Origin of the sequence: Maribacter sp. HTCC2170 (assembly GCF_000153165.2) — a bacterium.
Lineage (GTDB): Bacteria > Bacteroidota > Bacteroidia > Flavobacteriales > Flavobacteriaceae > Maribacter_A.
Map to the genome: position 1 here is coordinate 2863070 of NC_014472.1, position 24436 is coordinate 2887505.

Annotated in this window: 21 protein-coding genes; 14 read left to right on the top strand and 7 right to left on the bottom strand. The window is 37.2% G+C overall.

Features of this window, described 5'->3' with window-relative positions; translation table 11 throughout:
- Window positions 1–5 precede the first annotated feature (5 nt).
- The 3 genes from nrfD to FB2170_RS12570 are packed head-to-tail and all read right to left on the bottom strand — an operon-like array spanning window position 6 to window position 3722.
- Window positions 6–947 carry an NrfD/PsrC family molybdoenzyme membrane anchor subunit gene (nrfD, locus tag FB2170_RS12560; protein ID WP_013306947.1) on the bottom strand — a complete coding sequence of 314 codons (942 nt, stop codon included), beginning with the start codon at window positions 945–947 and terminating at the stop codon, window positions 6–8.
- A gap of 4 nt (window positions 948–951) precedes the next feature.
- Window positions 952–1485: a 4Fe-4S dicluster domain-containing protein gene (locus FB2170_RS12565; protein WP_013306948.1), complete on the bottom strand. Its 534-nt coding sequence runs from the start codon at window positions 1483–1485 to the stop codon at window positions 952–954.
- On the bottom strand, window positions 1482–3722 hold the full coding sequence (locus tag FB2170_RS12570; protein WP_041633210.1) for a molybdopterin-dependent oxidoreductase: 2241 nt from the start codon (window positions 3720–3722) through the stop codon (window positions 1482–1484). The genes FB2170_RS12565 and FB2170_RS12570 overlap by 4 nt, the downstream gene beginning before the upstream one ends.
- Window positions 3723–3883: 161 nt before the next feature.
- On the opposite strand from FB2170_RS12570, the gene FB2170_RS12575 reads away from it, so the two are divergent.
- From FB2170_RS12575 to FB2170_RS12605, 7 genes are all read left to right on the top strand, one after another.
- Window positions 3884–5788 carry a cytochrome c family protein gene (locus FB2170_RS12575; RefSeq protein ID WP_013306950.1) on the top strand — a complete coding sequence of 635 codons (1905 nt, stop codon included), beginning with the start codon at window positions 3884–3886 and terminating at the stop codon, window positions 5786–5788.
- Window positions 5789–6030: 242 nt separating this feature from the next.
- A complete protein-coding gene (locus FB2170_RS12580; protein ID WP_013306951.1) occupies window positions 6031–6486 on the top strand; it encodes a cold-shock protein in 456 nt (151 codons plus the stop codon).
- A 217-nt stretch (window positions 6487–6703) separates the two neighbouring features.
- Entirely contained in the window at window positions 6704–7633 is a 930-nt protein-coding gene (locus tag FB2170_RS12585; RefSeq protein ID WP_013306952.1) for a nuclear transport factor 2 family protein, read from the top strand.
- A gap of 147 nt (window positions 7634–7780) precedes the next feature.
- Complete coding sequence (locus FB2170_RS12590) at window positions 7781–8890, top strand: MBL fold metallo-hydrolase (RefSeq protein WP_041633211.1); 1110 nt, start codon at window positions 7781–7783, stop codon at window positions 8888–8890.
- A 170-nt stretch (window positions 8891–9060) separates the two neighbouring features.
- Window positions 9061–10158: a hypothetical protein gene (locus FB2170_RS12595; protein ID WP_013306954.1), complete on the top strand. Its 1098-nt coding sequence runs from the start codon at window positions 9061–9063 to the stop codon at window positions 10156–10158.
- A gap of 183 nt (window positions 10159–10341) precedes the next feature.
- Window positions 10342–11238 carry a DUF4382 domain-containing protein gene (locus FB2170_RS12600; protein ID WP_013306955.1) on the top strand — a complete coding sequence of 299 codons (897 nt, stop codon included), beginning with the start codon at window positions 10342–10344 and terminating at the stop codon, window positions 11236–11238.
- A gap of 119 nt (window positions 11239–11357) precedes the next feature.
- The gene (locus tag FB2170_RS12605) at window positions 11358–12275 is read left to right on the top strand and encodes an EamA family transporter (protein WP_013306956.1); all 918 of its coding nucleotides are present in this window, start codon (window positions 11358–11360) and stop codon (window positions 12273–12275) included.
- Between the two features lie 15 nt (window positions 12276–12290).
- Here the strand turns inward: FB2170_RS12605 and FB2170_RS12610 are convergent, their stop codons facing one another.
- Window positions 12291–12941 carry a Crp/Fnr family transcriptional regulator gene (locus FB2170_RS12610; RefSeq protein WP_013306957.1) on the bottom strand — a complete coding sequence of 217 codons (651 nt, stop codon included), beginning with the start codon at window positions 12939–12941 and terminating at the stop codon, window positions 12291–12293.
- Between the two features lie 151 nt (window positions 12942–13092).
- On the opposite strand from FB2170_RS12610, the gene FB2170_RS12615 reads away from it, so the two are divergent.
- Genes FB2170_RS12615 through FB2170_RS12625 form a run of 3 tightly spaced genes read left to right on the top strand, consistent with a single transcriptional unit; the run spans window position 13093 to window position 15669 of the window.
- Entirely contained in the window at window positions 13093–13779 is a 687-nt protein-coding gene (locus FB2170_RS12615; RefSeq protein WP_013306958.1) for a DUF1080 domain-containing protein, read from the top strand.
- Between the two features lie 25 nt (window positions 13780–13804).
- Entirely contained in the window at window positions 13805–14443 is a 639-nt protein-coding gene (locus FB2170_RS12620) for a GNAT family N-acetyltransferase (RefSeq protein WP_049782652.1), read from the top strand.
- Window positions 14440–15669: a M14 family metallopeptidase gene (locus FB2170_RS12625; RefSeq protein WP_041632841.1), complete on the top strand. Its 1230-nt coding sequence runs from the start codon at window positions 14440–14442 to the stop codon at window positions 15667–15669. Before FB2170_RS12620 ends, FB2170_RS12625 begins: the two co-directional genes overlap by 4 nt.
- A gap of 183 nt (window positions 15670–15852) precedes the next feature.
- Here FB2170_RS12625 and FB2170_RS12630 read toward each other — a convergent pair whose 3' ends face one another.
- Both FB2170_RS12630 and FB2170_RS12635 read right to left on the bottom strand, forming a co-directional pair.
- Complete coding sequence (locus tag FB2170_RS12630; protein WP_013306959.1) at window positions 15853–18045, bottom strand: amino acid permease; 2193 nt, start codon at window positions 18043–18045, stop codon at window positions 15853–15855.
- A 79-nt stretch (window positions 18046–18124) separates the two neighbouring features.
- Window positions 18125–18715, bottom strand: a complete 591-nt coding sequence (locus FB2170_RS12635; RefSeq protein WP_013306960.1) for a pseudouridine synthase — start codon at window positions 18713–18715, stop codon at window positions 18125–18127.
- A gap of 90 nt (window positions 18716–18805) precedes the next feature.
- On the opposite strand from FB2170_RS12635, the gene FB2170_RS12640 reads away from it, so the two are divergent.
- Genes FB2170_RS12640 through FB2170_RS17065 form a run of 4 tightly spaced genes read left to right on the top strand, consistent with a single transcriptional unit; the run spans window position 18806 to window position 23089 of the window.
- Window positions 18806–19852 (top strand): dipeptide epimerase, encoded by a 1047-nt coding sequence (locus tag FB2170_RS12640; protein ID WP_041632842.1) that lies wholly within the window; start codon window positions 18806–18808, stop codon window positions 19850–19852.
- Window positions 19853–19855: 3 nt separating this feature from the next.
- Window positions 19856–20893: a DUF1611 domain-containing protein gene (locus tag FB2170_RS12645; protein WP_013306961.1), complete on the top strand. Its 1038-nt coding sequence runs from the start codon at window positions 19856–19858 to the stop codon at window positions 20891–20893.
- Window positions 20894–20903: 10 nt separating this feature from the next.
- Complete coding sequence (locus tag FB2170_RS12650) at window positions 20904–22046, top strand: P1 family peptidase (protein ID WP_041632843.1); 1143 nt, start codon at window positions 20904–20906, stop codon at window positions 22044–22046.
- Window positions 22043–23089, top strand: coding sequence for an adenylate/guanylate cyclase domain-containing protein (locus FB2170_RS17065; protein WP_013306963.1), 1047 nt, complete (start codon window positions 22043–22045; stop codon window positions 23087–23089). The genes FB2170_RS12650 and FB2170_RS17065 overlap by 4 nt, the downstream gene beginning before the upstream one ends.
- A gap of 3 nt (window positions 23090–23092) precedes the next feature.
- On the opposite strand, the gene FB2170_RS12660 is transcribed toward FB2170_RS17065, so the two are convergent.
- Entirely contained in the window at window positions 23093–24313 is a 1221-nt protein-coding gene (locus FB2170_RS12660) for a DUF418 domain-containing protein (RefSeq protein ID WP_013306964.1), read from the bottom strand.
- Window positions 24314–24436 lie beyond the last annotated feature (123 nt).

Here is a 24436-nt window from a genome sequence, read left to right on the forward strand (position 1 = left end):
CTTCTTTAGTATAAATACCGTGTTATTTGGCCTGCTTCTACCATTACAAATCTGAATACCAGTCCTCCTACTAGAATAAGTATGGCAGGAACTGCAACTGGTACTTTATATCCTTTCAATTCTATTATTTCCAATACTGCTGGAAAAATCAAGCCGAGAATTACAACAAACACAAAAAACATAATGGTGAACTCCCCGTTGGTCAATAATTGCATGGCTTCCAACTGTACTTCTGATCCTGCCCAATAACCCATAATCATATGTACAATCAATGCCAACTCAATTATTATAAGTCCTAAGTCTATTTTGCTGAAAAGCTTTCTTTCATAATGCGATTTTGAGAACAGTATAATGGTCGCAGCTGCAGTTGATAGTCCTGATACAAGGAACAAAGGGCCTAAGATGGCATTGTTCCATAAAGGTCTTGCATTAAATGCCGATAAAAGTATTCCGGTATAGATGCCAAGGATCAAAGACAACGGAATCAATGCATATGCAATGTTCATTCGATGTTTGACCACGAAAGAGTGGAACTTCTTAAGGAAACCAAATTTTAGGTTCCATTTGGGAAAAATATCAGAATAAAAGCTGAAAACCCAAATTATGGATAATGGTGTAATAATAAGAAGCACCCAAGCTCCCCAAGACATGGGGGATTCTATTCTGATGGTGGTATATAACCTCCAGAAGTAAATTTTATTTGTAAGGTCATAAAACAATGCTATTAATCCCAGAACCAATGCAATAGGAGCAACAATCGTTGCATATTTAACCGTCGCAGGTGTTTCTCCTTCTTTTTTTAGGATTGTAAACAAGGCTGCAAAAAACAACAAACCTGCTGCCAATCCACCTAAAAATAGGTATACTGATATGGGCCAATGCCAAATTTGTAGGGATGGATCTATATTTGGAATATTTCTACCGCTGATAAATAATTCTTCTTCCATACGATTAGGTTAAATAATACACATGAGGTTTGGTTCCTGCTTCTGGCGCCAACGTTTTATGTTTTCTTCTTTTCAATAATTGTGAAACTTCGCTGTTGGGATTATCCAAGTCACCAAAATACATACACTTGGTTGGGCAGACTTCAACACAAGCCGGCAACTGCCCTTTTTCTAAACGATGATGACAAAAAGTACATTTATCAACATACCCATCAGGATGTTGGTATCTAGCATCATATGGGCAAGACTCAATACAGGCGCCACATCCGATACATTCGTCCGCAGTTACTAAAACTATCCCTCCGTCTACGATATGGCTAGCACCTGTTGGACAGCAACGTACACAAGGTGCATTTTCACAATGGTTGCACCGTTCAGATTTAAGCTCCAATTCTATATTGGGATAAACACCCTCAACACGCTCAGTAATCCAATCCCGGCAATAACCAATTGGCACTTTATTTTCTGTTTGACAAGCAACCACACAGTCGCTACAACCTACACATTTCTTTGTGTCTATGACCATTGCATATCTCATACTAAAGCTGTTTTAGCGGGTTCTTCTGTCAGTATTTTTACGAAATTTCCGCGCATGCCAGTACCTCCCATTAGAGGATCAATGGCCACTTTGGTGACCAATTCAGTATCACTTATCCCTTTACCATGGGCGTTGGTCAATTTTTTATTATCATGGCCAAAACCATGTACCATGTATACCGAATCCCAGCGAATACGTTCGGTGACACGAACACGTATTGCGAATGTGGATTGAATTCCATCTTGATTTTCAAGCCAAACATATTGGCCTTTTTTAAGATTTAAGATTCGCGCTACTTTAGGATTGACCCAAAGATCGTTTTCACTTTTAAGATCATTTAGATTTGGATTATTGGCAGTTCTACTGAATGTATGCATCGGTGATCTGCCATAGTTAAGGCGGTAGTAACCATTCTGTGGTTCGGGATGAGGTATATACTTAGGAATAGGATCAAAGCCCATTGCCGCTAACTGGGGTGAATAAAATTCGATTTTACCGCTATCTGTACCAAATTCATAGTCTTGACCTTGGGTCAGGTATAATGGTCCGGATTTACGCTTATAGTTTTTTACTCCTATTTTTTCCATTTCTTCCAATGAAGTACCCATTTGTTCTAATTGCCATGCAATTACCTCTTTGTAGTCATCGTACTTAAAATGATTATGTAAACCGAGTCTATCACCAATTTGTTTTGCCATCCACCAAGCGGGTTTAGAATCGAACCTTGGTTTAGCGACTGGCATTCGTAAGGCAATAGATGGATTTCGATTAGGGGAGGACCTAAGAGCATCATAACGTTCTAAATATGTACATTCCGGTAAGACCACATCTGCATATCCTGTAACCTCCATGGGCATTGTATCAACAACAACCATGAAATCAAGTGCATCTATAGCTTCCTCCAATAATTTTTTATTTGGAATGGATTTGTTCAAGTTGGTACCGGCAACAAACCAAGCCTTGATAGGATATTTGTTGTCTTTTGATGGGATGGTGTTTCTGATTACCTCATTGGTAATTCCCATTTCTGCGAATGGATAATTTTCACCAATTTCTTCCCAACCCCATTTTGGCTTCGGATAAGGAGGATGTGGAAATTTGGGGATATCTATTTTTTCTTTAAAGTAAAATCCACCTCTACGACCCCAAGAACCTAATAGACCATTTAGAATGGCCATAGCCCTCGCACGTTGGGTATCATCACCGTACCATGTAACGTGACGTCCGGGATGAATTATAGTCGCAGGGGCCGCCGCTGCCATTATTCTGGCGGTTTTTCTTATTTCCTCTGGTTTGATTGTGGTTATGCCATACGCCCATTCTGGAGTATAGTCCTGAACATGTTCCCGTAATTGTTTAAAGCCACTCGCATACTTGGCAACATAATCCTTATCATATAACTCTTCAGTGATCAATACATGCATCCATGCCAATAACAAGGCAATATCAGTAGACGGTTTTATGGCCAACCAATGTTGGGATTTACTGGCCGCAGTAGATAATCTTGGGTCAACTGCAATTATAGTGGCCCCATTGTCAATAGCATCTGACATTTCTTGGACTTGGGAATTGTGCATATTTTCACCAATATGGGAACCTATTAAAACCAAACATTTTGTATCTCTAATATCAGTTGGTTCGGGAGATCCTACCCATGACCCAAAAGTTAATCCAAATCCGGTTTCTCTAGGCCCTCTGCATTGCGCGTATGCTGGTTCTGCAATAGTATCTGAACCAAAGGCCTTAAAAAGATGCTCAAAATGTTTACCAGGTGAACCATGTTTGAGCAAAGCCAAACTTTCGGCACCGTGTGCATTTTTTAGGCTTGCCATTTTAGTGGAAATCAAGGTTAAGGCTTCTTCCCAACTAGTTTCTACAAATGTGGTTTCGCCATTAATAATTTTTCTGATTAATGGCGTTTTAAGTCTATCATTGTCCGAGTACATACCTACACCGCCAGTTCCCCTTGGGCATAATCGACCATAGCAATGTGAATCTACCTCATTACCAATTATTTTTTGAATATTGCCTTGTTGATCCGTATGTGCCCATGCAGCACATTTCCAAAAACAGACTTCACAATAGGTTGGTATTTGTTTTAAAGGTGCCAGCGAATTATCAGTGATTAGATCATCTAAATAGGTATTGATGCCCATACTACCCAAAGATGAAGCTGCAGCTACACCACTAAAACCTAATGCGGAAATCTTAATGAATTTCCTTCTTGAAGTACTCATATAATATGAATCAAAATTAACAGCCAAATTACAAGTGACTTGCATTATAAAACATGATAAACGTCATAAAATCAGTAATTTAAGTGTAACAAATGTTACATAAGACTAAGAAAAGATATGCTTCATTTATGTTGTATTTTTGTAGACCTATTTGAATCCACATGAAAAAAAATAATGCTGATTCATTAAAAAAATTCTTAATTCCAATCCTGCTTGTTCTTGTACTTGGGATTATGGTGGCAATCAAGTACTTTGATTTTGGAAGCAAGTCATATATTGAGCCATTACAATACACCGAAATTGCACTAGAATCAAAAAGTTGTCTAGAGTGTCATAAAATGTCGAAAGGCTTTTCGGCATCCCATAGCCCCCATCTTATTGGCTGTGTTGGGTGTCATTTAGGCCAGGGGCTGGAAGCGACAAAGGAAAAAGCGCATGAAGGAATGGTCCTTATCCCGGGAAACTTATCAAATGCTACTGAGACATGTGGTAAATGCCATTCTGAGGAGTTAAAAAATATCGAGGGTTCACTGATGACCACTAATAGTGGTATTGTCGCAGTTGATAAGTTTATATTCGGAGAAGCTGACTCTCTCGATTACCATTATCATATAAAAGACATTGGGAACACAGCTTCAGAGAAACATCTTCGAGATCTTTGTGCAAACTGTCATTTAGGAGCCGAAAAAAAAGAGTTCGGTGAAATAACTGAACTCAGTAGAGGAGGAGGATGCATCGCCTGTCACTTGAATTACTCCGATGATGCCAACAAAGAATTAAATGCCTATATAAGTTCTAACAAGACAGCACTTCCCAAAATTCATCCGTCAACGGATATTTTTATGAATGACACCCATTGTTTTGGTTGCCATAGCAGGTCTAGTCGCATTTCTACAAATTATGAGGGGTGGCATGAAACGATGTTTGATAAAGAGGAAGTTGTTGGTGACAAGGACTATAAGGTTTTTGATGATTTGAGGGTTTATAAAAGAATGTCGGAGGATGTACATCACCAAAAAGGAATGTTGTGCATTGATTGTCATACTAGTCAAGAGGTTATGGGAGACGGTCAGCTATACGCTCACGAAGAAGATGCCGTTAAACTACAATGTTCGGATTGTCATTTTATTAAAGGAAGTCCAGAATCTATTGCTTATGATAAACTTGATAGGGAATCCAAAGTAGTGTTTAGGCATAGAGGTTTTGTTCATAAGGATAAGGAAATATTGGTTACTAAAAAAGACAAGAACCCCTTGGTGAATACCTATGTTGAAGGTGACAAAGCTTTTCTTGTTGGCAAAAAAAATGGTGAACTACATGAAATAAAACCCCAATCAATAGTGTGTTCCAGAGATAATGCACATAAAGACATGAGTTGTTCTAGTTGCCATTCTGCATGGGCTCCACGTTGTATAGGTTGTCATACAAGTTTTGATAAAGATGATATTGAAGGGTTTGACCTATTGGATAAAAAAGAAGTTATAGGACAATGGAACGAATATGTCTCTGATTTTCTGGTTTCTTATCCTACTTTAGGAATCAGAGAAAAAGAATCCGGGAATTCGCGAAAGGTTGAACCTGCCATACCAGGTATGATTATGACATTGGACAATGGTAGCTATGAAAAAGGTGGCGAAAGTGAGGATATCTCTTTTCATAGATTGTATGCCCCTAATGCTCCACATACGACCGCAAGGGAAGTTCGTGACTGCAAATCATGCCATACCAATCCAATTGCATTAGGTTATGGCTCGGGAGAATTAAAGTATTCAATAACAAATGGAATAGGAAATTGGCAGTTTATACCAGATTATGCACAGAATAAACACGATGGACTGCCAGAGGACGCTTGGATTGGATTCATGAATGATAAAAACCAAAGTGGCACCAATTCTACCCGGCATGATTTCAGACCTTTTACTATAAAAGAACAACAAAGAATACTATTGGTGGGCGCTTGTTTACAGTGCCATAATGAGAATTCAGGGGTAATGGTGAAGAGTACAGCTAAGTTTAATTTGCAGCTGAAGAATTTAAGTGAACAATGTATACTTCCAAAATATTAGAAATATTACCATCAATCTTACAGTTTTTTTAATATCAAGATTAAGGACAATTACAAATAGGGTGGCATATTTTAAATGCAATTCTTATATTCGCAACAGTAATAAAGAGTTGGCATAGTATAGAAGTAAGGTTCTAAGACTCAGAACCTAGGTAAATAAAGTACTCCTTTTCAAAGACCACTACATCAAATTAACTTGTAACCATCTCTTTAATAGGTAATTAATTAATATAAAGTACGTTAATGGCAAAGTCTCAACAGACATTTAACAAAAGTGAAAAAGAAAAAAAGCGTTTAAAAAAACGTGAAGAAAAGCAAAAGAAAAAACTAGCGCGCAAGGCTGCGGCCAAAGAAAGCGGAGGAGGTATACCCTTGGCTTATGTTGATTTTAATGGTAATTTAGTGGACACCCCGCCGGATCCATCGCTGAAGGTTGAAATCGAGGCTGAGGATATTGTTTTAGGAATTCCTAAAAAAGAAGAAGGTGATGAAGAAAAATTTGACCCAGTAAGAAATGGTAAGGTTTCCTTTTATGATTCTTCAAAAGGGTTTGGTTTTATCATTGATTCAGTTGATCAACAAAAGTATTTTACGCACGTCAGTGGTTTAATCGATGAGATTGTAGAAAATGATACGGTTTCTTTTGAACTTGAAAAAGGAATGCGTGGAATGAACGCAGTAAGGGTTAAAAAGATTTAACCAGATTTAAAAACATATAAAAAAAGACCGCAATTAGTGCGGTCTTTTTTTGTTTCTTCCCATGTTTAGCAGTAGGTAAATAAACAAGTAGATTCGGACAGTATAAGTGCCTTTTCGTCCTTATTGATCAAAAAATCTTCACTAAAATCATTTCATTAATATAGAAATAGTGATGCAATAGTTGTATTCACTTTAATCAACCTAATACTATATTAAAATGAAAAATGTAATTCTGGTTATGCTGTTGCTAATTGTGGCAATGGGTTATTCACAAAAGAAGAAAAATGGCAATGTTTATTTAGAACACCCAGCACTTGAAACGGTGGACAATTTGCAACAAGCTTGGATGGCAGGTGACAAAGAAAAAGTGGCCACTTATTTAGCAGATGATTTTAAATCTTATTTTGGTTCAAATGTCAACAAAGACCGAAAAGGACAGGAACGGGAAAGCTTTTTGAACCAAGTGGGCCGAATCACTGAAAACCTTGCATATATATCCTTAAAACCCTCAAAAGGAGCTTATCCTGATGCGATTGAATACAAAGATGGAGATACTTGGGTACAAACATGGGATCATATGAAAGCAATTCATAATAAAACTGGCGTAAAATTGGATATGCCTTTTCATAGATTGTACAAATTGAATGACGATGGTAAAATAGAATTTGTAATAAACTATTATGAAAATAGAATGTTTTGGGAGATTGGCCGAAGTTACTCTGACCGTGAAAATGGCAAACTATATAATCATCATGATAACATAAACAGTGTACGCAGAATGATGGGTGCTTTTGAGAATGCTGATTTTGAGACAGCGTATGGTTTTTTTGCTGAAGATTGCAGCTTTAACACGCTTGAATTGCCCGATGGTGAAACCATGACATTGGATCAAGTCAAAGAACGAAATGAAAAAATGTGGGAAGCTTATGAATTTAATAGTATTGATGTGGTTGGGTATCCCGATTATCTTGAATATGATTTAAGGGATGGAAAAGTTGTACAGTCCTGGTGGAAATTTCGAATGACGAGAAAATCTGACAGCAAAAAATTCGTGATCCCAGCGCTGTACATCCATGATTTCAATGATGAGGGCAAAATAATTGGATCAAGCGCATATATCAGCACAAAAATTTTGGATGCAAAATAAACTTTAGGTGAACTAATGGTAAAAGAGGGCCAATGGCCCTCTTTTTTGTTATCAAGATAATTGCCAAGTATCACTTGCACTATTTTTGTCTCTTGAATTTGAAATTCAAATAAAATGTTCCGAAGAATCATTAAAACCATCAAGCGAATGTTAATAGCTATAGCATTGGTAATCGTTGCTGTCGTTGTTGTCGCAACTCTGTTTATAAATCTAAGTCCAGAATTTGGTGGAAAGGCCACTAAAGAACAAAAAGAGTTTTATTCGCAATCCAGTAATTATAAGGAAGGCAAGTTCATAAATATAGGTGATGTTCAAATGAACATGGACTTCAGTAAGTTTGTAAAAAGTCTTGTTGGATTTTTTAGTCCTCGGCCAAAAACTACCCCGACTTCCAATATTGATGTAATTACCGTTGATTCCCTTAGTATTGCTCAATATAAGGATAGTACAAGATTGGTGTGGTTCGGACATTCTACTTTTCTATTACAAATGAAAGGAAAGAACATCCTCATTGATCCAATGTTTAGTGCAGTTCCAGCTCCCCACCCAATGTTGGGGGGCAAGAGGTTTAGTAGCGAATTGCCAATTGAAATAGATCAACTTCCACAAATTGATGCTGTAGTACTTTCCCATGACCATTATGATCATTTGGACTATGGCTCAATTCAGCGGTTAAAGAATAAAACAAATCATTTTTTCACTCCTCTTGGTGTGGGTGTTCATTTACAGGAATGGGGAATTTCTGAAGAGCGCATTACTGAATTGGATTGGTGGCAAGAAATAAGTTTTGAGGATTTGGTTTTTAAATGTGCCCCAGCTCAGCATTTTTCTGGTAGAGGTGTCAATGATCGCGGAAATACGCTTTGGTCTTCATGGGTTATTCAATCTGAAAGTGAAAGTATTTTTTTTAGTGGGGACAGTGGTTACGGTCCTCATTTTAAAGAGATTGGTGATAAATATGGCCCTTTTGACTTCGCAATGATGGAATGCGGCCAGTACAATGAGATGTGGAAAGAAATACATATGATGCCTGAGGAAACAGCGCAGGCAGGTATAGATATTAAGGCAAAATTCATCATGCCCATTCATTGGGGAGCATTTAAACTGGCTATGCACCAGTGGACCGATCCGGTAGAAAGACTGACCTCTAAAGCCGCTGAACTACAAATACCGATTATCGTACCTCGAATAGGCGAATCTATCTTTTTACAACATCAGAAGTTTGAGGCTAATGAATGGTGGAAACGCTACAATTAATCTCATTTAAGTAACAGTTTGTCTATTAAGACTGGATAAAAATCGATAAATGATATTTATCAGTTATTTCAATCTTTTCCTATGGTAACTTTGATAGGTTGATTAATTAATAATCAATCTATTAAGAAATAAATTTTACTACAATACATATCAATTCAAAATAGTTAACCATGGGAAAATTCAAAAAATTATCAGTATTGTTCCGAGTAATGGTAGTGGCATTCACGATTTTTATGGTTTCGGGTAGTTGTGAAAAGACAACAGAAGAACCAAAACAAACAGCCCAAAGCACAGAGGTCAATAAACCAGAAACGATTATTTGGCATATAAAGGCAATCCATCCAGACGGACAGTTATTGAATGTTAAGGCGATTGATAAAGATGGAAAAATACATGATGTAAAGTCATTTCAACACACTGGACAAACCAGTTTCATGGATATTAAAGCGATTGTTGATGACAAGCAACTACCTGTAAAAGTATTGGTCAGCGGTGATAAATACACCCGTGTCAAGGCATTGGCAGAAGATGGCAGTGTCCTCGATATAAAAGCCTTTAACGAAAAAGGTGAAATTCTTGATGTTAAAGGTATCAGTAGAACCAATAATATCATTCATATAAAAGCAATTAATAAAGCAGGGGATTTTTATGGTATAAAGGCCATATCCCCAGAAGGTCTGCTCAATGATGTAAAAGGTGTTAAAATGACTGATGAACAAACCGAAGTTCTCATAAATGGTCATGCAGTTTATGCCCATATCAAAGCATTGCCTCAAGCTGGTGCTGCTAGCAATAATGGACGCTGGCATATAAAAGCATTTCATCCGGAGGGAAGGTTGTTGGATATTAAAGCCTTTGATACCGATGGTAAAATTTATGATGTTAAGGCCATACAGGATTCCTACCAAAGAAGTATGATGGACATTAAGGCCATTGTGGACGACAATAAATATTTGCCAATTAAAATGATTGTTAGTACAGACAAAAACATTCCAATAAAAGCTATTACCGGCGATGGTAGGCTTTTAGATATCAAAGCATTAACCTCTGATGGTAGAAAATTGGATGTTAAGGGAATTATGCGTGAAGGTAACCTGATTCATGTCAAAGCAATTAATAAGGATGGTGATTTTTACGGAATAAAGGCAATATCACCAGATGGTGAACTCAATAATGTAAAAGGAGTTAAGATAAACAAAGTTAATCTCGAAACTGAAATAAACGGTCAGAAAGTATTTGCTCATATCAAGGCTTTACCGCAGGCATAGTCTTAAAGGTAAAGTTAATAAAAGAGGGTCATTGACCCTCTTTTATTTTGAAAAGTTGTATTTCATCGAATAGTTTATAAAAAAGGTCTTTTTTTGGTAGGGTATACGTATATCTAATTGTTTAGATGAAGTTATGACTTCTGGTTATAAGCACCATACCTAACATTAATTAATATTAAAATCATGAAAATCAAAAACTTACTAAGCGCACTACTGGTACTAATATTATTGACCCTATTTATCGGCTGTACCGATGGGGATGATAATAATAGTGATATTGGAAAACTAACTGTTCAAATAACAGATGCTCCCTTTCCGCACGATTTGGTTGCAGAGGCCAATGTAACCATTTTTAAAATCGAGGCACGTTCCAAACATATAGATATTGAAAATGTTGAGGAAAATGTGGATGGGACAGAAAATAATAGGGATGAGGAAGACTCTTTTATTATACTAATGGAGGAAGAAATGGAAATGAACCTTTTATCCTTAACTAACGGTATTACAGAGACATTGGTAGAAACAAATGTTTCTGTTGGAACATATGACTTACTTAGAATTTATGTGAAAGGTATCAATATAGTTCTCAAAGATGGTACTACTTTCGATTTAAATGTCCCAAGTGGTCAGCAAACAGGAATCAAGGTATTCATTAAGCCTGGAATAGTTGTAAGCGGAGGTCTAAGTGCAGATCTTTTACTGGATTTTGATGTTAGCAAATCTTTTGTGCCAAAGGGAAATAGAAATGATTTTTCCGGGATAACAGGTTTTAATTTTAAACCCGTTATTAAGGCCTGTAATAAAACAACCTCAGGAACTTTATCCGGAATAGTAAGTACTGTTCAAGAAGAAGTTCATGTAGGCTTAGAAGGCGCCCAAATAGAGATTTTCACCGCTGACACTTTGAACACTACAACTTTTAGTGATGAATCAGGGGCATATATGGTGCTGGGTCTAATGGCAGGAACCTATGATGTTATTGTTGAGTTAGAGGGCTATGATTCTGTAGTTGAGGAAGAAATAGAGATAATAAAAGGGAATAAGACTTTACAGGATTTTGAATTGACCCCTATTCCATAAAAAAATATTGGTAAAAACATAAAAAGGCGAACAAAAATTGTTCGCCTTTTTTTTGCCCAGGTTTATTTTAATCTTAGTATATAGGTAATATTGGATTAAAATAATATTGAAATTACTAAATGAGTAAAACTCAAAACCCATTATTGATTATCCTTGCGTTCTTCTCAATATATGTGATATGGGGTTCCACTTATTTACTTAACAAGATTGCCGTAAGCGAAATACCTCCATTCCTTTTAGCCGGCATAAGATTTGTAACGGCAGGAATATTGGTCTTTTTGATTGCCAAGATTTTAGGTAACACTGTTAGTATTACCTGGCGACAGTTTAAGAATACAATTGTTGCAGGTTTCCTATTCTTAACTTTTGGTAACGGCATCGTAGTCTGGGCCTTGAAATTTGTGGATAGTGGTTTTGCCGCATTGGAAATATCTGCACAACCATTGATTGTACTTCTCCTAATGAGGGTTTTACAGGGCAAGAAAGTACAAACAATGTCAATTATCGGGGTGGTTTTAGGGTTTATTGGAATTTATCTTTTGGTAAGCCAAAAAGAGATTATTAATCAGGAAAATTCAGTATTGGGAATGATAATGATATTTGTTTGTATGCTAAGTTGGGGATATGGTAGTCTTTTCGTCGGAAAAGCGGATTTACCAAAAAATTATTTCGTAAATACTGGATATCAAATGTTAGCAGGAGGAGTTATGTTGATAATTGCTAGCTTGGCTTTTTCTGAAAAGTGGCCGTCTCCATTAGAATGGAGTGCTCCTGTGAAGTATTCAATGCTCTTGTTGATTGTTTTCGGGAGTATAGTTGCTTTCACTTCATTTAACTATCTATTGAAAGTAGTTTCTCCCGAGAAGGTGGCAACAAGTACCTATGTAAATCCAATTATTGCAATACTCCTAGGCTGGTATTTTCTAGATGAGCAGATTACCTTTCAGTCAATCATAGCTGCAATTGTACTGCTTACAGGTGTTTATTTCATTAACACCAAACGCAAGTTTGTTGTTTTTTCAAGGTACTTTAGGTAGTAAAAGATTGAATAACTATTTTTCCAATACTTCTATTTTGTGTCTTTTCATTAGAATTTCACCTTCTTGTTCTAATTCTTTCAATAATCTTGTAACTACAACCCTAGAGGTATTCAAATCATTCGCAATTTCTTGATGTGTAACATCTACGGAGGTTAGGTTTGTGGTATGTAGCTTACCAATAAGGTAGTTAAGAACTCTATCCTTCATTTTTAGAAAAGCCAAATTATCTATTGACCCAACCATTTCCAATAGCCTAAAATGATAACTATCAATAATATAATAACGCCATGAATCATATTTAATTAACCATTCATCAATTTTATTCACTGGCAAAAGAAATATTTCAACATCTTCCTCAACAACACCTTTAAAAATGCTTTTTTTATTGTTGATGCAGTTCGCAAAAGAAATGGCACAGGTATCACCTTTTTTTAGATAGTACAGTGAAAGCTCCTTCTTTTTTTCTTTACGTATTATTTTAACTACGCCAGATAATAATAGTGGAATATGGGTCATTTCATCACCAATATCTATTAGCAACTCTCCTTTTTTCAGCTGGGTATATTCACTTACCACCAAAATCTCATTGATAAATTTTGCTTCAAAAATAGTTTTATAAGCTGCTTTCAATTTTTTTTTATGGATAGGGTTTTGTGTTTTCATTATTACTTGGTTAGAAAAGACAAAGCTAGCTAAGACTAGCTTTAAAAAAGATGATAATAGTTAGAAAATTCATTTAAATATAATTTGACGGAATTCTGAAGATATTTTAAATGAAAGTAGTTACTTTTAGTAAACTTAAATTCAGTTTACCATGAAAAATGTGACTATTATTTTGTTCCTCTTATTTATTTTTGAAAGTTGTACGTCTCAGAAGAGCATTAGTCTCTTTAATGGCGAGGATACTTCCGGTTGGCACATAGATGTTCCGGCCATGGATAGTATTCCTGATGCAATTAATCCATTTATTGTCAGAGATGGAATGTTGGTTAGTTTGGGAACCCCTGCTGGCCACATTATTACCGATAAGAAGTACAAGAATTTCAGTTTGGATATAGAGTATAGGTTTGCAAGTAAACCTGGAAATTGTGGTGTATTGGTTTATGCCTCAACTCCTAGGGCATTATACAAAATGTTTCCAAAATCGATTGAAGTACAAATGATGCATGAAAATGCCGGAGATTTCTGGTGTATTGTTGAGGATATTGAAGTAGAGGATATGCTAGACCGCAGAGGACCTAAAGAAGAATGGGGTATTACAGAAGGTAAGAAACGTCGAATACTTAATTTAACAGATGGTTCTGAAAACCCCGTTGGAGAATGGAACTCGATGCGGATTGAATGCCTTGGTAACGAACTAAAGGTATGGGTTAATGGTGATTTAGTCAATCACGGTTATAATGCCACGGCAAGTAATGGTCAAATAGCATTACAAGCAGAAGGTTCTGAAGTTGAATTTAGAAAATTGGAACTTACATCAATCGACAAATTGAGTGATTGATCTTTATAATCAGCTCAAGTAAATAATGAACAATATCAAGATAAGACAATCTATTCCTGGGGATGTCGAGCAAGCGGTGCCATTGATTTATAGTTCTGGTCCTGCTGCCTTTGATTATGTTTTTAAAACGAATGAGTATTCGGCCTTGGATTACTTGAAATATGCATTCCAAAGGCCGGGAGGTGAATTCAGTTTTCAGAACCATTATTCTGTTGTAGTGGATGATTGTGTTGTTGGAGCTGGTGCGATTTTCACGGGCAATGAAATGTGGGGTTTTACTATGAGTGAGGCCTTGAATATCATTAAATTTTATAGATTCAACGGATTGCGTATAATGCCTAGAGGATTAAGGATTGAGAGCTTGATCAAGCCTCCCCGGAAATATGAAGCAGCGATTGGTCATCTAGGAATTCATGAATCTATGAGAGGGAAAGGTTTAGGAACAATGCTCATAAACGAATTGATGCTTAGCAATAAAATTGACAAACAAAAAAGTTTCGTTTTGGATGTTTCCATAGAAAACCCTCAAGCTCAAAGGTTATATGAAAAATTTGGGTTTGAAGTCTCAAAAAAGTGCCTTTCAAAATTAAAAAACCAATTTGCGATTGTGATTGACCATAATCGTATGGAAAAAGAGATACCAACAAAAAGTCAAGTGCAATGAAGAAAATAGTACTAATTCTGTTACTCTTTATTATAAGTGCTTGTTCTTCCCCAAAGCAATACAATAAACTTAGGACACATAAATATGCAAAACCTGTAGATACGAGTACAAGACCTGTTGAATATCAGCAGAAAGGGGCCTTTTTGATTGCTGGAGTTGGGGCCAGTACTAACTTTCCGGCTGCGCGATTGAACAAATTTGAAAGAATAAATGATAGTTTATATCAAGCTACTATTCTATCAGAAAACTCTCCAATAAACCCAAGCCCTTGGTATGCATTTAAGATTTGGGCCAAAGAAAAGAGAACACTATCCGTAAACTTGGATTATGGTGAATTCAAGCATCGGTATAATCCGAAAATTAGTAAAGATGGGGAGCGCTGGATTGCTTTGGATTCCACTTATATAGAAAGAGGAGCCGATAGTACTTCAGCAATCATTAAACTTGACATAGATCAAGATACTTTGTGGGTTGCAGCGCAAGAAATTCAGGATACGAAGCGAGTGAAAAGTTGGGTGGATTCTTTCAAAGACCATAAAATGGTTACTCTGGGATTGGCCGGTTTAAGTGCTCAGGAAAGGCCATTGCTACATATGAACATCACTAGAGGAGCCAATGATTATAAACCAACCATTATCGTAATCAGTAGACAACACCCGCCTGAGGTAACTGGTTTTTTTGCGATGAAGGCATTTATCGAAACTTTAATAGAAGAAGGTGGCAAGAACGGGTTCTTTGACAAATATCGAGTTATGGTATATCCTTTGATGAACCCAGATGGTGCAGATTTAGGTCATTTTCGCCATAATACTGGCGGCGTTGATTTAAACAGGGATTGGAGTGTATATAACCAACCGGAAATTGCTCAAATCACCCAACATATGGTAAATGAGGTGAAAGAACATAAGAACAATGTGCTTTTGGGACTGGATTTTCATAGTACATACTATGATGTATATTATACCCCACATGAATCCGTAAAAAGAAAGATTCCTGATTTTACAAAAACTTGGTTAGAGCAAATACGCGTGGCTTTGGATATTGAAGATATTAATGAAAGTCCGGGAAAAGGGGAGCGACCAACTTCAAGTGCTTGGTTTAATAGGCAATTCGGAGCAACTGGTATAACGTATGAAATAGGTGATGACACTCCTAGGGAATTCATTAAACAAAAGGGAGAAGTTTCTGCCCAAGCAATGATGGATTATTTCCTTAAACTAAAATAGTTTGTTTGAAGTGTGATTTTTTAGGTTGTTGGGTTACTAATAAGTAAAACAAAACAGTAATCTCATGAAAAACAAGTACAGTAGAGCAGAAATAGCAAGACGTTTGAAGAATTTTTATAAATGTGAAGTGAATTTATTCAATAAGATTTTGGGTATAAAATAAGCGGTATTTACCTATTTAATTCACGCCAGAATACTTTCATGTCCTGAGTCTTTAACAAAAAGGCAGGAGCTTTCTGTTTTCATGGTCATGGTTTTAACGAATTCGAATTTTAGATTTTCGTCCATACCAAAAATGTTCAAATCAGCAGTAGGAGCGTCACCAACTATTTCCATAAAATTGCCCACATGAACCTCAGTCAGGGTTTTTGGCAATCGGGCAAGATTAACCAGTGAATTAAGGAACTTATCAGCATTCTCCTTTTCTTTTTCATTCTTAATGACGATAATAAGTCGAATTGTAGCTTCCCAGTTCTTTTTTAGTTTATATGCTATTAATGTTGAGAGATCCAAATTCCCGATATCCCAGCCTAAATGCCAGTTATCGGTACGATCGCTCACCCAAACATTAATCATATTTCGTTTACCCAATAAGGCTGTAGGGTGAGAGGAATATAGTAATACACCTATTTCCAGTCTAATACTCTCCTTAATTACAGGACGTATTTCCATTTCATAGTCATCATGCTGTTGTAAATTAAGAAATACGATATTAGGCCTAAAAAACGCTCCACGTAAAGCTTGGTTTCCATAGTTTACGCCTCTAGCAAAATCATTGCTGTTGATTACTGTCCAAGATGAGAAAACATCTTTGGTCCGAAATGATTCGGAAAGAACTTCAAGTTCCTTCACTAGAATTCCATCCTCAGAAGAAGGCTCTATTCCCAAAAGTTTAATTGACCCCTTGGGTCTGGCAATGTTCCTCAAAAACTGAAAATTGCCCTTAGCTCCTGTAATATCACGAATTGGGACCATTAAATTTGGCTTCCATGCTCTTTGTTGCATTTTTTTCATGCCCCATGTGTGTTTAGCCGCCCATTCTGCAAAGGAAACAAACAAGCCTGATCTAACATCCTCAAAAGGAGTTTCGATATTTTGCCTTGATAAAAACCAATAGACTACAAAAACAATACTAATAGAGACTAGACTGATGGTAGGATTGATAATGAACATGGCCAAAACAGAAGAGGTGAGTCCTACCCATGGCACCCATTTATTCACTTTAAAAATAGGTCTATAACTTATCAACCCAAGTTTTTGTTCAATAATCACCACAATATTTATCATCGCATAGGTTATCAAGAAGAATAAGGTAACCAAAGGAGCAACCGCATTTAAATCCCTTAACAACATGGTAATGAAAATCATGATTCCAGTTACCAACATGGCATTTCTCGGTTGTCCATTGGCACTTTGACCAGCGAGAAATTTAGAATAGGGGAGTACCCTATGCTCACCCATTGCGAACAAAATTCTCGAGGAACCAACTATTGAGGCAAGTGCAGAGGAAAAAGTGGCTCCCAATATGCCAGCAATAATCAAAGGCCCAACATAAGCCTTATCAATAATTATGTTATAGTTGTTTATTAATTCTTCTTGACTGGCAGAACGCGCCAACCAAAAGGCCAGTACCATATAGATCACAAAACTTACGCCTATCGCCCATAATGTACCAGTGGGAATGCTCTTTCTAGGATCTTTAAGCTCTCCTGACATGTTTGCCCCGGCCATGATTCCTGTTGAGGCAGGAAAGAAGACGGCGAAAACAATCCAAAATCCAGACCCCCCCATGTCACCGTTAGAAGTACCTTCGAATGAGCCCCAACGTATGGCATCTTCGGTGGGTACAGACATTGATCCGTAATACGCTGCTATAACAATTGAAATCAAAGAGAGTATAATGACCAACATAATCAAGAATTGGGTCTTTATTGCAAGGTCTGCACTTATATACGCTATGGTAATCAAAACCGCGAATACAGCAATATCCACCAAAAAAGCATTGTGGTCAGGGAATATGCCCAACCATCCTTCTCTAAAACCAAAAATATACATGGTTACGGCCAAACCTTGGGAAATATACCTAGGTATGCCCAAACTACCACCTACTTCAAGACCTAAGGCCTGCGAAATAATCGCGTAAGCTCCTCCGGCGCCTATTCTAATATTTGTTGTAATTGCAGACATTGAAAGCGCTGTGGTCAAAGTAATCAAGAACGAAACAATGATTATCAACCAAGCCCCTAATAACCCTGCATTACCAACTACCCATCCCATCCTAAGGTACATGATTACGCCTAGTATTGTTAATAAAGTAGGTGTGAAGACCCCTGCAAAAGTTCCAAATTTTTTAGTGTTGTTTTGGTTGGCTTCCATATGTAATGTTGCTGCACTTAAAATAAACCTTTTGAAGCTTTAAATTTAATGTTTTAGACGATTGTTTAGAAATGGTTTTCTACTCAAGGTTGATTTTTTCTATTGAAACTACTTCTTCCGGACCCAAATCATCTAGAATAAGTGCACCAATTCGGACCCGTACGAGTCGTAGAGTAGGAAAACCAACAGCTGCCGTCATTTTACGTACTTGACGAAACTTACCTTCAGTAATTACTATGCTAATCCATGAATTGGGTCGATGCCGAGCCAATCGAATCCTTTTGTCCGGAGCCGGGAGACTAGGTTTAAAATTAATTTTTTGAACCGTACAAGGTTTGGTAGTATATCGTATGCCTTCAAATCCAATTTCGACTCCTGTAGCCAATATTTCAATGGCTTTTGGTGAAATATCACCGTCTAATTGCGCATAATACTCCTTTTCAATTCCTTTGCGATTTATGGTGTCACTCAGTTTGCCATCAGTGGTCATTAGCAAAAGTCCTTCCGATTTTTCATCCAAACGGCCAACAGGCATAGTGCCTTCAGGAAACTCATGCAGTTCACTTAAAAATCGTTTACTACGAATTTGTCGCTCCTCATTGGACGCTAATTGACTCAGCATCCCGAAGGGTTTATAAAGCTTAAAATGTAACTGGTGTTTCAAGGTCATTTTGTACAAATGTAATTAAAGCAAAAACTTCAAAATAAATTTTTGAAAGCTATCAATTCATATTGTAAATTCACTCTTTTAAGTCTGTTTATGAAATTAGCATACAAAATCATTCATCTAAAGAAAAGATTCCCGCTTCGAATAAGCCGTGGGCTCGTTACGGGCTCGGATAACCTCTTTGTTTCGGTTACCAAAAACAGAATCACAGGTTGGGGCGAAATGGCACCATCATCAACCTTGGGCAATGAATCCGCTCTAGATGCCAAACAACTGCTCGAGGGTTTTTATAATACAGGGATTTCAGATTTATCCATATCAGAAATTTATCAGCGGGGAAAAGAATTTAACCTACCATTATGCGTATTGGCGGCACTTGATATTGCATTGTGGGATCAATTGGCTAAAGAATCCAATCTCCCGCTTTACAAGCTATTTGGCTTTCCATTGCCCAAAGTGGCAACATCGGTTACCATTGGTATTAACCCACCTGAAGTGGTGAAAGAACGTATGCCTATACTTTTAGACGGTACTGGTGTTCGTTATTTAAAAGTGAAATTAGGGTCTAAAGATGGTGTCGAAGCCGATAAGGCGATGTTTTCACAAGTAGTTGAAAGTACCAAAAAATATAATGTAGGTTTACGTGTTGATGCCAATGGAGGATGGGATGTTAATAATGCTATTCATATGATGAAATGGTTGGCCAATTTGGGTGTTGATTATGTAGAACAACCGTTGGTTCATGGTATGGAAGAAGATTTACCGGCTATCTTCAAAAATCGACCATTGCCAATCTATGTTGATGAATCATGTCATTTTTCTACCGATATTCCCAAATGGGCAACTTATGTAGATGGAGTTAATATGAAATTGATGAAATGTGGTGGCCTCACCGAAGCATTACGTATAATAGCAACGGCCAAAGCCTTTGGATTAAAAACCATGATTGGTTGCATGGGTGAATCATCACTATCAATTTCTGCTGGGGCGTCATTAACCGGTGTTTTAGACCATGTTGATTTGGATTCACAACTAAATTTAGACCCGGACCCTTTTTCAGGGGCACAATTGACCAACGGAATAATAATGCCCAACAATAGGCCGGGACATGGAGCAATATTAAAGGAAGAATATCTATAGCTAATGATTAAAAAGGATAAAAAGCTGGCAATTTATATGGAAGGTAATTTGGATTCTATGTATGCCAAAATGGGATATGGGGTCATGCGGTATTCAAACAACCCTATAGTTTGTGTAATTGATTCTGATTTTGCCGGAAAAAGGGTAAATGAGGTCATAGACCAGCCATTTGATATTCCAATTGTGTCCACCGTAGAAGAAGCCTATGAAAAAGGGGCAGAGGTGTTTGTGTTGGGCCTTGCGCCTTCTGGTGGTAAATTACCTGATAGTTGGGTTCCTGCAGTTAAAACTGCATTGCAATTAGGAATGTCCATAGTAAATGGCTTACATGATTTATTGAATGAACGTTTTTCAGCTTTATTGAACCCCAAAATCTCGGATCAAGTTATTTGGGATGTTCGTAAACCAAGAACCGATTATGCGATCGCCAGGGCACGTGCCAGCAAATTGGACAATAAACGTGTTCTTATGGTAGGTACTGATATGGCCGCGGGTAAAATGACCGCAGGTCTGGAAGTATATAAGTGGGTGAAAGAAAAAGGTAAGAATGCCGATTTTTTACCAACAGGACAGATTGGAATAACAGTAATGGGAAAAGGTATTCCATTAGATGCCATAAAGGTTGATCAGGCTTGTGGTGCTGTGGAACATTTGGTTTTAGAGGCAAAAGACAAGGAAATCGTATTTGTTGAAGGTCAAGGTTCTCTATTGCATCCTGGCAGTACCGCTACTTTGCCTTTAATGCGGGGAAGTTGCCCCACCCATTTAATTTTATGCCATAGGGCAGAGATGAAGACACTTAGGGACAGTACAGAGATTGAAATCCCTCCTTTTAAAGAAGTAATACGATTGAATGAAGCTGTTGCCAATGCTGGTGGCGTATTTCCAAAAGCCAAGGTCGTTGGGATTGCTTTGAATTCAAGTAAATTATCGGAAAAGGAAACCTTGGATTTAATTGAAAGATTAGAAAAGGAAACCGGATTACCGGTTACCGATGTTGTGCGCTTTGGAGCTGAAAAAATTGGGAGGAAGTTGTTATAATATCAATTTTATGAAGAAAGCAAGCCTAACATTCATTATTACTTTCATATTTCTACACAATGTTCTTTCGCAAGAAAAAAGAGCTAGGGACTATGGTATTGAAATTGGGGTGCTCAAGACCGGAAAACATAATGCTATAACTGATGTTGCAGGGGTGAAGGTAGGTCATACAACATTGAACATTGGAGATAGTATTCGTACTGGTGTTACGGCTATCTTACCCCATTCAGAAAATATATTTCAGGAGAAAGTACCTGCAGCTATTTACATAGGTAACGGTTTTGGAAAATTGGCGGGATACACACAAGTGAAAGAATTAGGGAATATTGAAACTCCGATTATACTCACCAATACCTTGAGTGTTCCAACTGCTTCTGACGGATTAATAACTTATACTTTAGGGTTAAAAGGAAATGAAAAAGTACGTTCTGTTAATTCGGTAGTTGGTGAAACGAACGATGGGTATTTAAATGATATACGTGGCAGACATGTAACTGAACGGCATGTAATATCGGCAATTAAAAATGCGAAAACTGGATCTGTTGAAGAAGGTAATGTGGGAGCTGGGACCGGAACGGTCTGTTTTGGGTATAAAGGAGGAATAGGAACTTCTTCTAGAGTGATTCCCAAAAAATTTGGCGGGTATACTGTTGGTGTTCTGGTGCAATCCAATTTTGGTGGAGTATTGGAAATAGATGGTATTCCCGTAGCCAAACTACTGGATAATTATCCGCGTTCCTTCAAATATGATGTTGATGGTTCCTGTATGATGGTCATTATGACTGATGCCCCTTTAGGGTCAAGAAATTTGGAGCGTTTGGCAAAAAGGGCAATGATGGGGTTGGCACGAACAGGTGGGATTGCTTCAAATGGAAGTGGCGATTATGTGATTGCGGTTTCCACGGCAGAAGAAAATATAGTTCCCTATGCTAATAATTCTATCTTACAACATCATTATTCATTGAGGAACGAATCGATGTCACCCTTATTTCTCGCCACAATTGAAGCCACAGAGGAGGCAATTATCAACTCATTGTTCGCGGCTGAATCAATAAACGGTTATCGAGAACATCGCATTAATGCTTTACCAAAAAGCACCATTATGGAACTCATGAATAAATATAGACCCGGTTTTGAAAAGGCAGACGAATGAAGTTTAGGATAAAAAGAAGATGGGGTATACTTAGGGATTATGTAATTGGCTGGACCTTAGCTTTTCTTTTTCTCTCTATTGTACGTGGTATTGGGACTATCGAATTGAGTTCCGTTCAATTTGAATTTTGGGAAACAGTCGTTGTCTCATGTATTTTCGGGCCAATTTTTGGAAGCATATCGGGATTTGTCCAAATACTTACCGAGGAAAGGTATTATAGGCGGGTATCAATTTATCGGTTATTGTTTTTTAGGCTGGTTTATGCCACGGTTTTTCTTTTTTCCTTGGTTTTGTTATCCTATTTCATGGTCACCGAGTTCTTTGGAGAGGCCAAAGGGTTCTTTGCATTTGCTTTTGAACCAGGAAGTGCATCCATCTATTTTTTTATTCTCACTGTAGATATTTTAATGCTCATAGTAAGACAGGTGAATTTGATGTTGGGTGAGAACAATCTCAGTAAATTACTTAGGGGAAAGTTTTACACACCACGTGAAGAAGAACGAATTTTCATGTTTCTCGATTTGCAATCATCTACCCAACATGCCGAAACATTGGGGCACATTAAGTATAGTAAAATGATTCAGGATTGTTTTAACGATTTAGGGGTTGTTGTTGAAAATGAAGCGGAGATTTATCAATATGTTGGTGACGAGGTAATTCTTACATGGAAATTGAAAGATGGTTTACGCAATCAAAATTGTTTAGATGCATATTTCAATTTTAAAAATGAAATTGAGAAAAGGAGCGAACATTATATTACTTCTTATGGAAGTTTACCCTTTTTCAAGGCAGGATTAAACTCTGGAACTGTAACGGTCACAGAAGTCGGTAAGTACAAGAAAGAGATTGCATATCATGGTGATACTATCAATACAGCCGCCAGAATTCAAGGGAAATGCAATGAGCTGAATCAAGAACTACTTATTTCTGAGCACTTAATGGGGCAACTGGACACATGCAATTATATATTTGAGCAGTTGGGTAGTATTCCGCTCAAAGGCAAGGCAAACGAGGTTATGGTTATGGCTGTTGGTCCCAACTAATCCTTACTGTGCCTTTTCCTTTTTCATTGGGAAAATTTTGAAGAAAGTCAAACTACGCCACACCCATTCCAATGGACCATAATGAAACTTTCTTAGCCACCATTTACTGATAAACATTTGCAATACAATTACAGCCAAAGCTATAAGAAAAGTGTAACCGTTTCTTAATTCTACTAAATAACCCATACCCCAACCGAAAAAAATAAACGTACCCAGTAGACTTTGAAAGAAGTAATTACTCAACGCCATTCTGCCATAAGGAGCAAAAATTCTTAGCATCTTTTCTCCTTTCACTTTTTTATACAACATTATAAACAATACAATTAATATAAATGTCATGGCAATATTGTTAAGGTCATATGCGGTTAGCCCCAGCATCGCTGGCCATGTACTAAAGGAAGGATTTTCACCCATTTGCATAAAGATAAGTGCTGTTAAGGCAATTGAAACAACAAACAGTATAATACTACCTATTAATATCTTCTTCAATAATGTCTTATGTTCATTTAAAGTTTTAAAAAAGCCAATTCTTCCCGCAAGCAACCCTAATAAGAAAAAGGCGAAAGTGATGTATCCGCGGCCAAAATAACCTAACTGAAATTCCAACTTATTCAAATGACCGGATGTAGAATTTGATTCGAATACCTCAAGGAAACTACCATTCTTAATGGTATTGAAATATGCTCGGGTTTCAGGTTCATCAGGCATTAAACCTCCTTGACTGAACATATACTCTCCTCCTGTAATCCCAAAAATTAAAAAGCGGCCAACACCTAGAAAAAGTAATGCTGTCAAAGCAAGAATCCATTTGTTATCTAGCTTATAAAATGGAATGAGTAGAATACCCAAAAGAGCATATATCGTTAAGATGTCACCTCGATAGAACATATGATGAACAGCGCCAATGACCAATAGGATAATCAAACGCCACAAAAATCTTGCTCCAAATGTTCTTCCATTTTGTTGGGCATTATCCATTTGGATAAAGAAGCTTAATCCAAAAAGAAAAGAAAACAATGCGAAAAATTTACCTCTGAGGAACAGACCAATAAAAACATCGACGACATAATCTAAAGGGCCAATATGTAAACCCTCAAGAACATCTTGAGGTACCGCAGAACCAATGAAATTCTCAACAAAATGAACAATAACTATTCCCGCCAACGAAAATCCCCTGAGTGCATCAATAATTTCAATTCGTTCTTTTTTCTTTGTCTCTGCCATTGTAAAGGATTTACCATTTGTCTAAATAGACTTTGCGTTGGTGAAAAAGTTACAAAAAATCGCTTTTATTTCATTCCAATATTCAAAATGGATTTAGGTTAACAAACCAAAATATGCTATTTT

Bases quoted from the DNA above. Each gene is read 5' to 3' on its own strand.
- nrfD (WP_013306947.1), bottom strand. From the start codon at position 947: ATGGAAGAAGAATTATTTATCAGCGGTAGAAATATTCCAAATATAGAT.
- FB2170_RS12565 (WP_013306948.1), bottom strand. From the start codon at position 1,485: ATGAGATATGCAATGGTCATAGACACAAAGAAATGTGTAGGTTGTAGC.
- FB2170_RS12570 (WP_041633210.1), bottom strand. From the start codon at position 3,722: ATGAGTACTTCAAGAAGGAAATTCATTAAGATTTCCGCATTAGGTTTT.
- FB2170_RS12575 (WP_013306950.1), top strand. From the start codon at position 3,884: ATGAAAAAAAATAATGCTGATTCATTAAAAAAATTCTTAATTCCAATC.
- FB2170_RS12580 (WP_013306951.1), top strand. From the start codon at position 6,031: ATGGCAAAGTCTCAACAGACATTTAACAAAAGTGAAAAAGAAAAAAAG.
- FB2170_RS12585 (WP_013306952.1), top strand. From the start codon at position 6,704: ATGAAAAATGTAATTCTGGTTATGCTGTTGCTAATTGTGGCAATGGGT.
- FB2170_RS12590 (WP_041633211.1), top strand. From the start codon at position 7,781: ATGTTAATAGCTATAGCATTGGTAATCGTTGCTGTCGTTGTTGTCGCA.
- FB2170_RS12595 (WP_013306954.1), top strand. From the start codon at position 9,061: ATGGGAAAATTCAAAAAATTATCAGTATTGTTCCGAGTAATGGTAGTG.
- FB2170_RS12600 (WP_013306955.1), top strand. From the start codon at position 10,342: ATGAAAATCAAAAACTTACTAAGCGCACTACTGGTACTAATATTATTG.
- FB2170_RS12605 (WP_013306956.1), top strand. From the start codon at position 11,358: ATGAGTAAAACTCAAAACCCATTATTGATTATCCTTGCGTTCTTCTCA.
- FB2170_RS12610 (WP_013306957.1), bottom strand. From the start codon at position 12,941: ATGAAAACACAAAACCCTATCCATAAAAAAAAATTGAAAGCAGCTTAT.
- FB2170_RS12615 (WP_013306958.1), top strand. From the start codon at position 13,093: ATGAAAAATGTGACTATTATTTTGTTCCTCTTATTTATTTTTGAAAGT.
- FB2170_RS12620 (WP_049782652.1), top strand. From the start codon at position 13,805: ATGAACAATATCAAGATAAGACAATCTATTCCTGGGGATGTCGAGCAA.
- FB2170_RS12625 (WP_041632841.1), top strand. From the start codon at position 14,440: ATGAAGAAAATAGTACTAATTCTGTTACTCTTTATTATAAGTGCTTGT.
- FB2170_RS12630 (WP_013306959.1), bottom strand. From the start codon at position 18,045: ATGGAAGCCAACCAAAACAACACTAAAAAATTTGGAACTTTTGCAGGG.
- FB2170_RS12635 (WP_013306960.1), bottom strand. From the start codon at position 18,715: ATGACCTTGAAACACCAGTTACATTTTAAGCTTTATAAACCCTTCGGG.
- FB2170_RS12640 (WP_041632842.1), top strand. From the start codon at position 18,806: ATGAAATTAGCATACAAAATCATTCATCTAAAGAAAAGATTCCCGCTT.
- FB2170_RS12645 (WP_013306961.1), top strand. From the start codon at position 19,856: ATGATTAAAAAGGATAAAAAGCTGGCAATTTATATGGAAGGTAATTTG.
- FB2170_RS12650 (WP_041632843.1), top strand. From the start codon at position 20,904: ATGAAGAAAGCAAGCCTAACATTCATTATTACTTTCATATTTCTACAC.
- FB2170_RS17065 (WP_013306963.1), top strand. From the start codon at position 22,043: ATGAAGTTTAGGATAAAAAGAAGATGGGGTATACTTAGGGATTATGTA.
- FB2170_RS12660 (WP_013306964.1), bottom strand. From the start codon at position 24,313: ATGGCAGAGACAAAGAAAAAAGAACGAATTGAAATTATTGATGCACTC.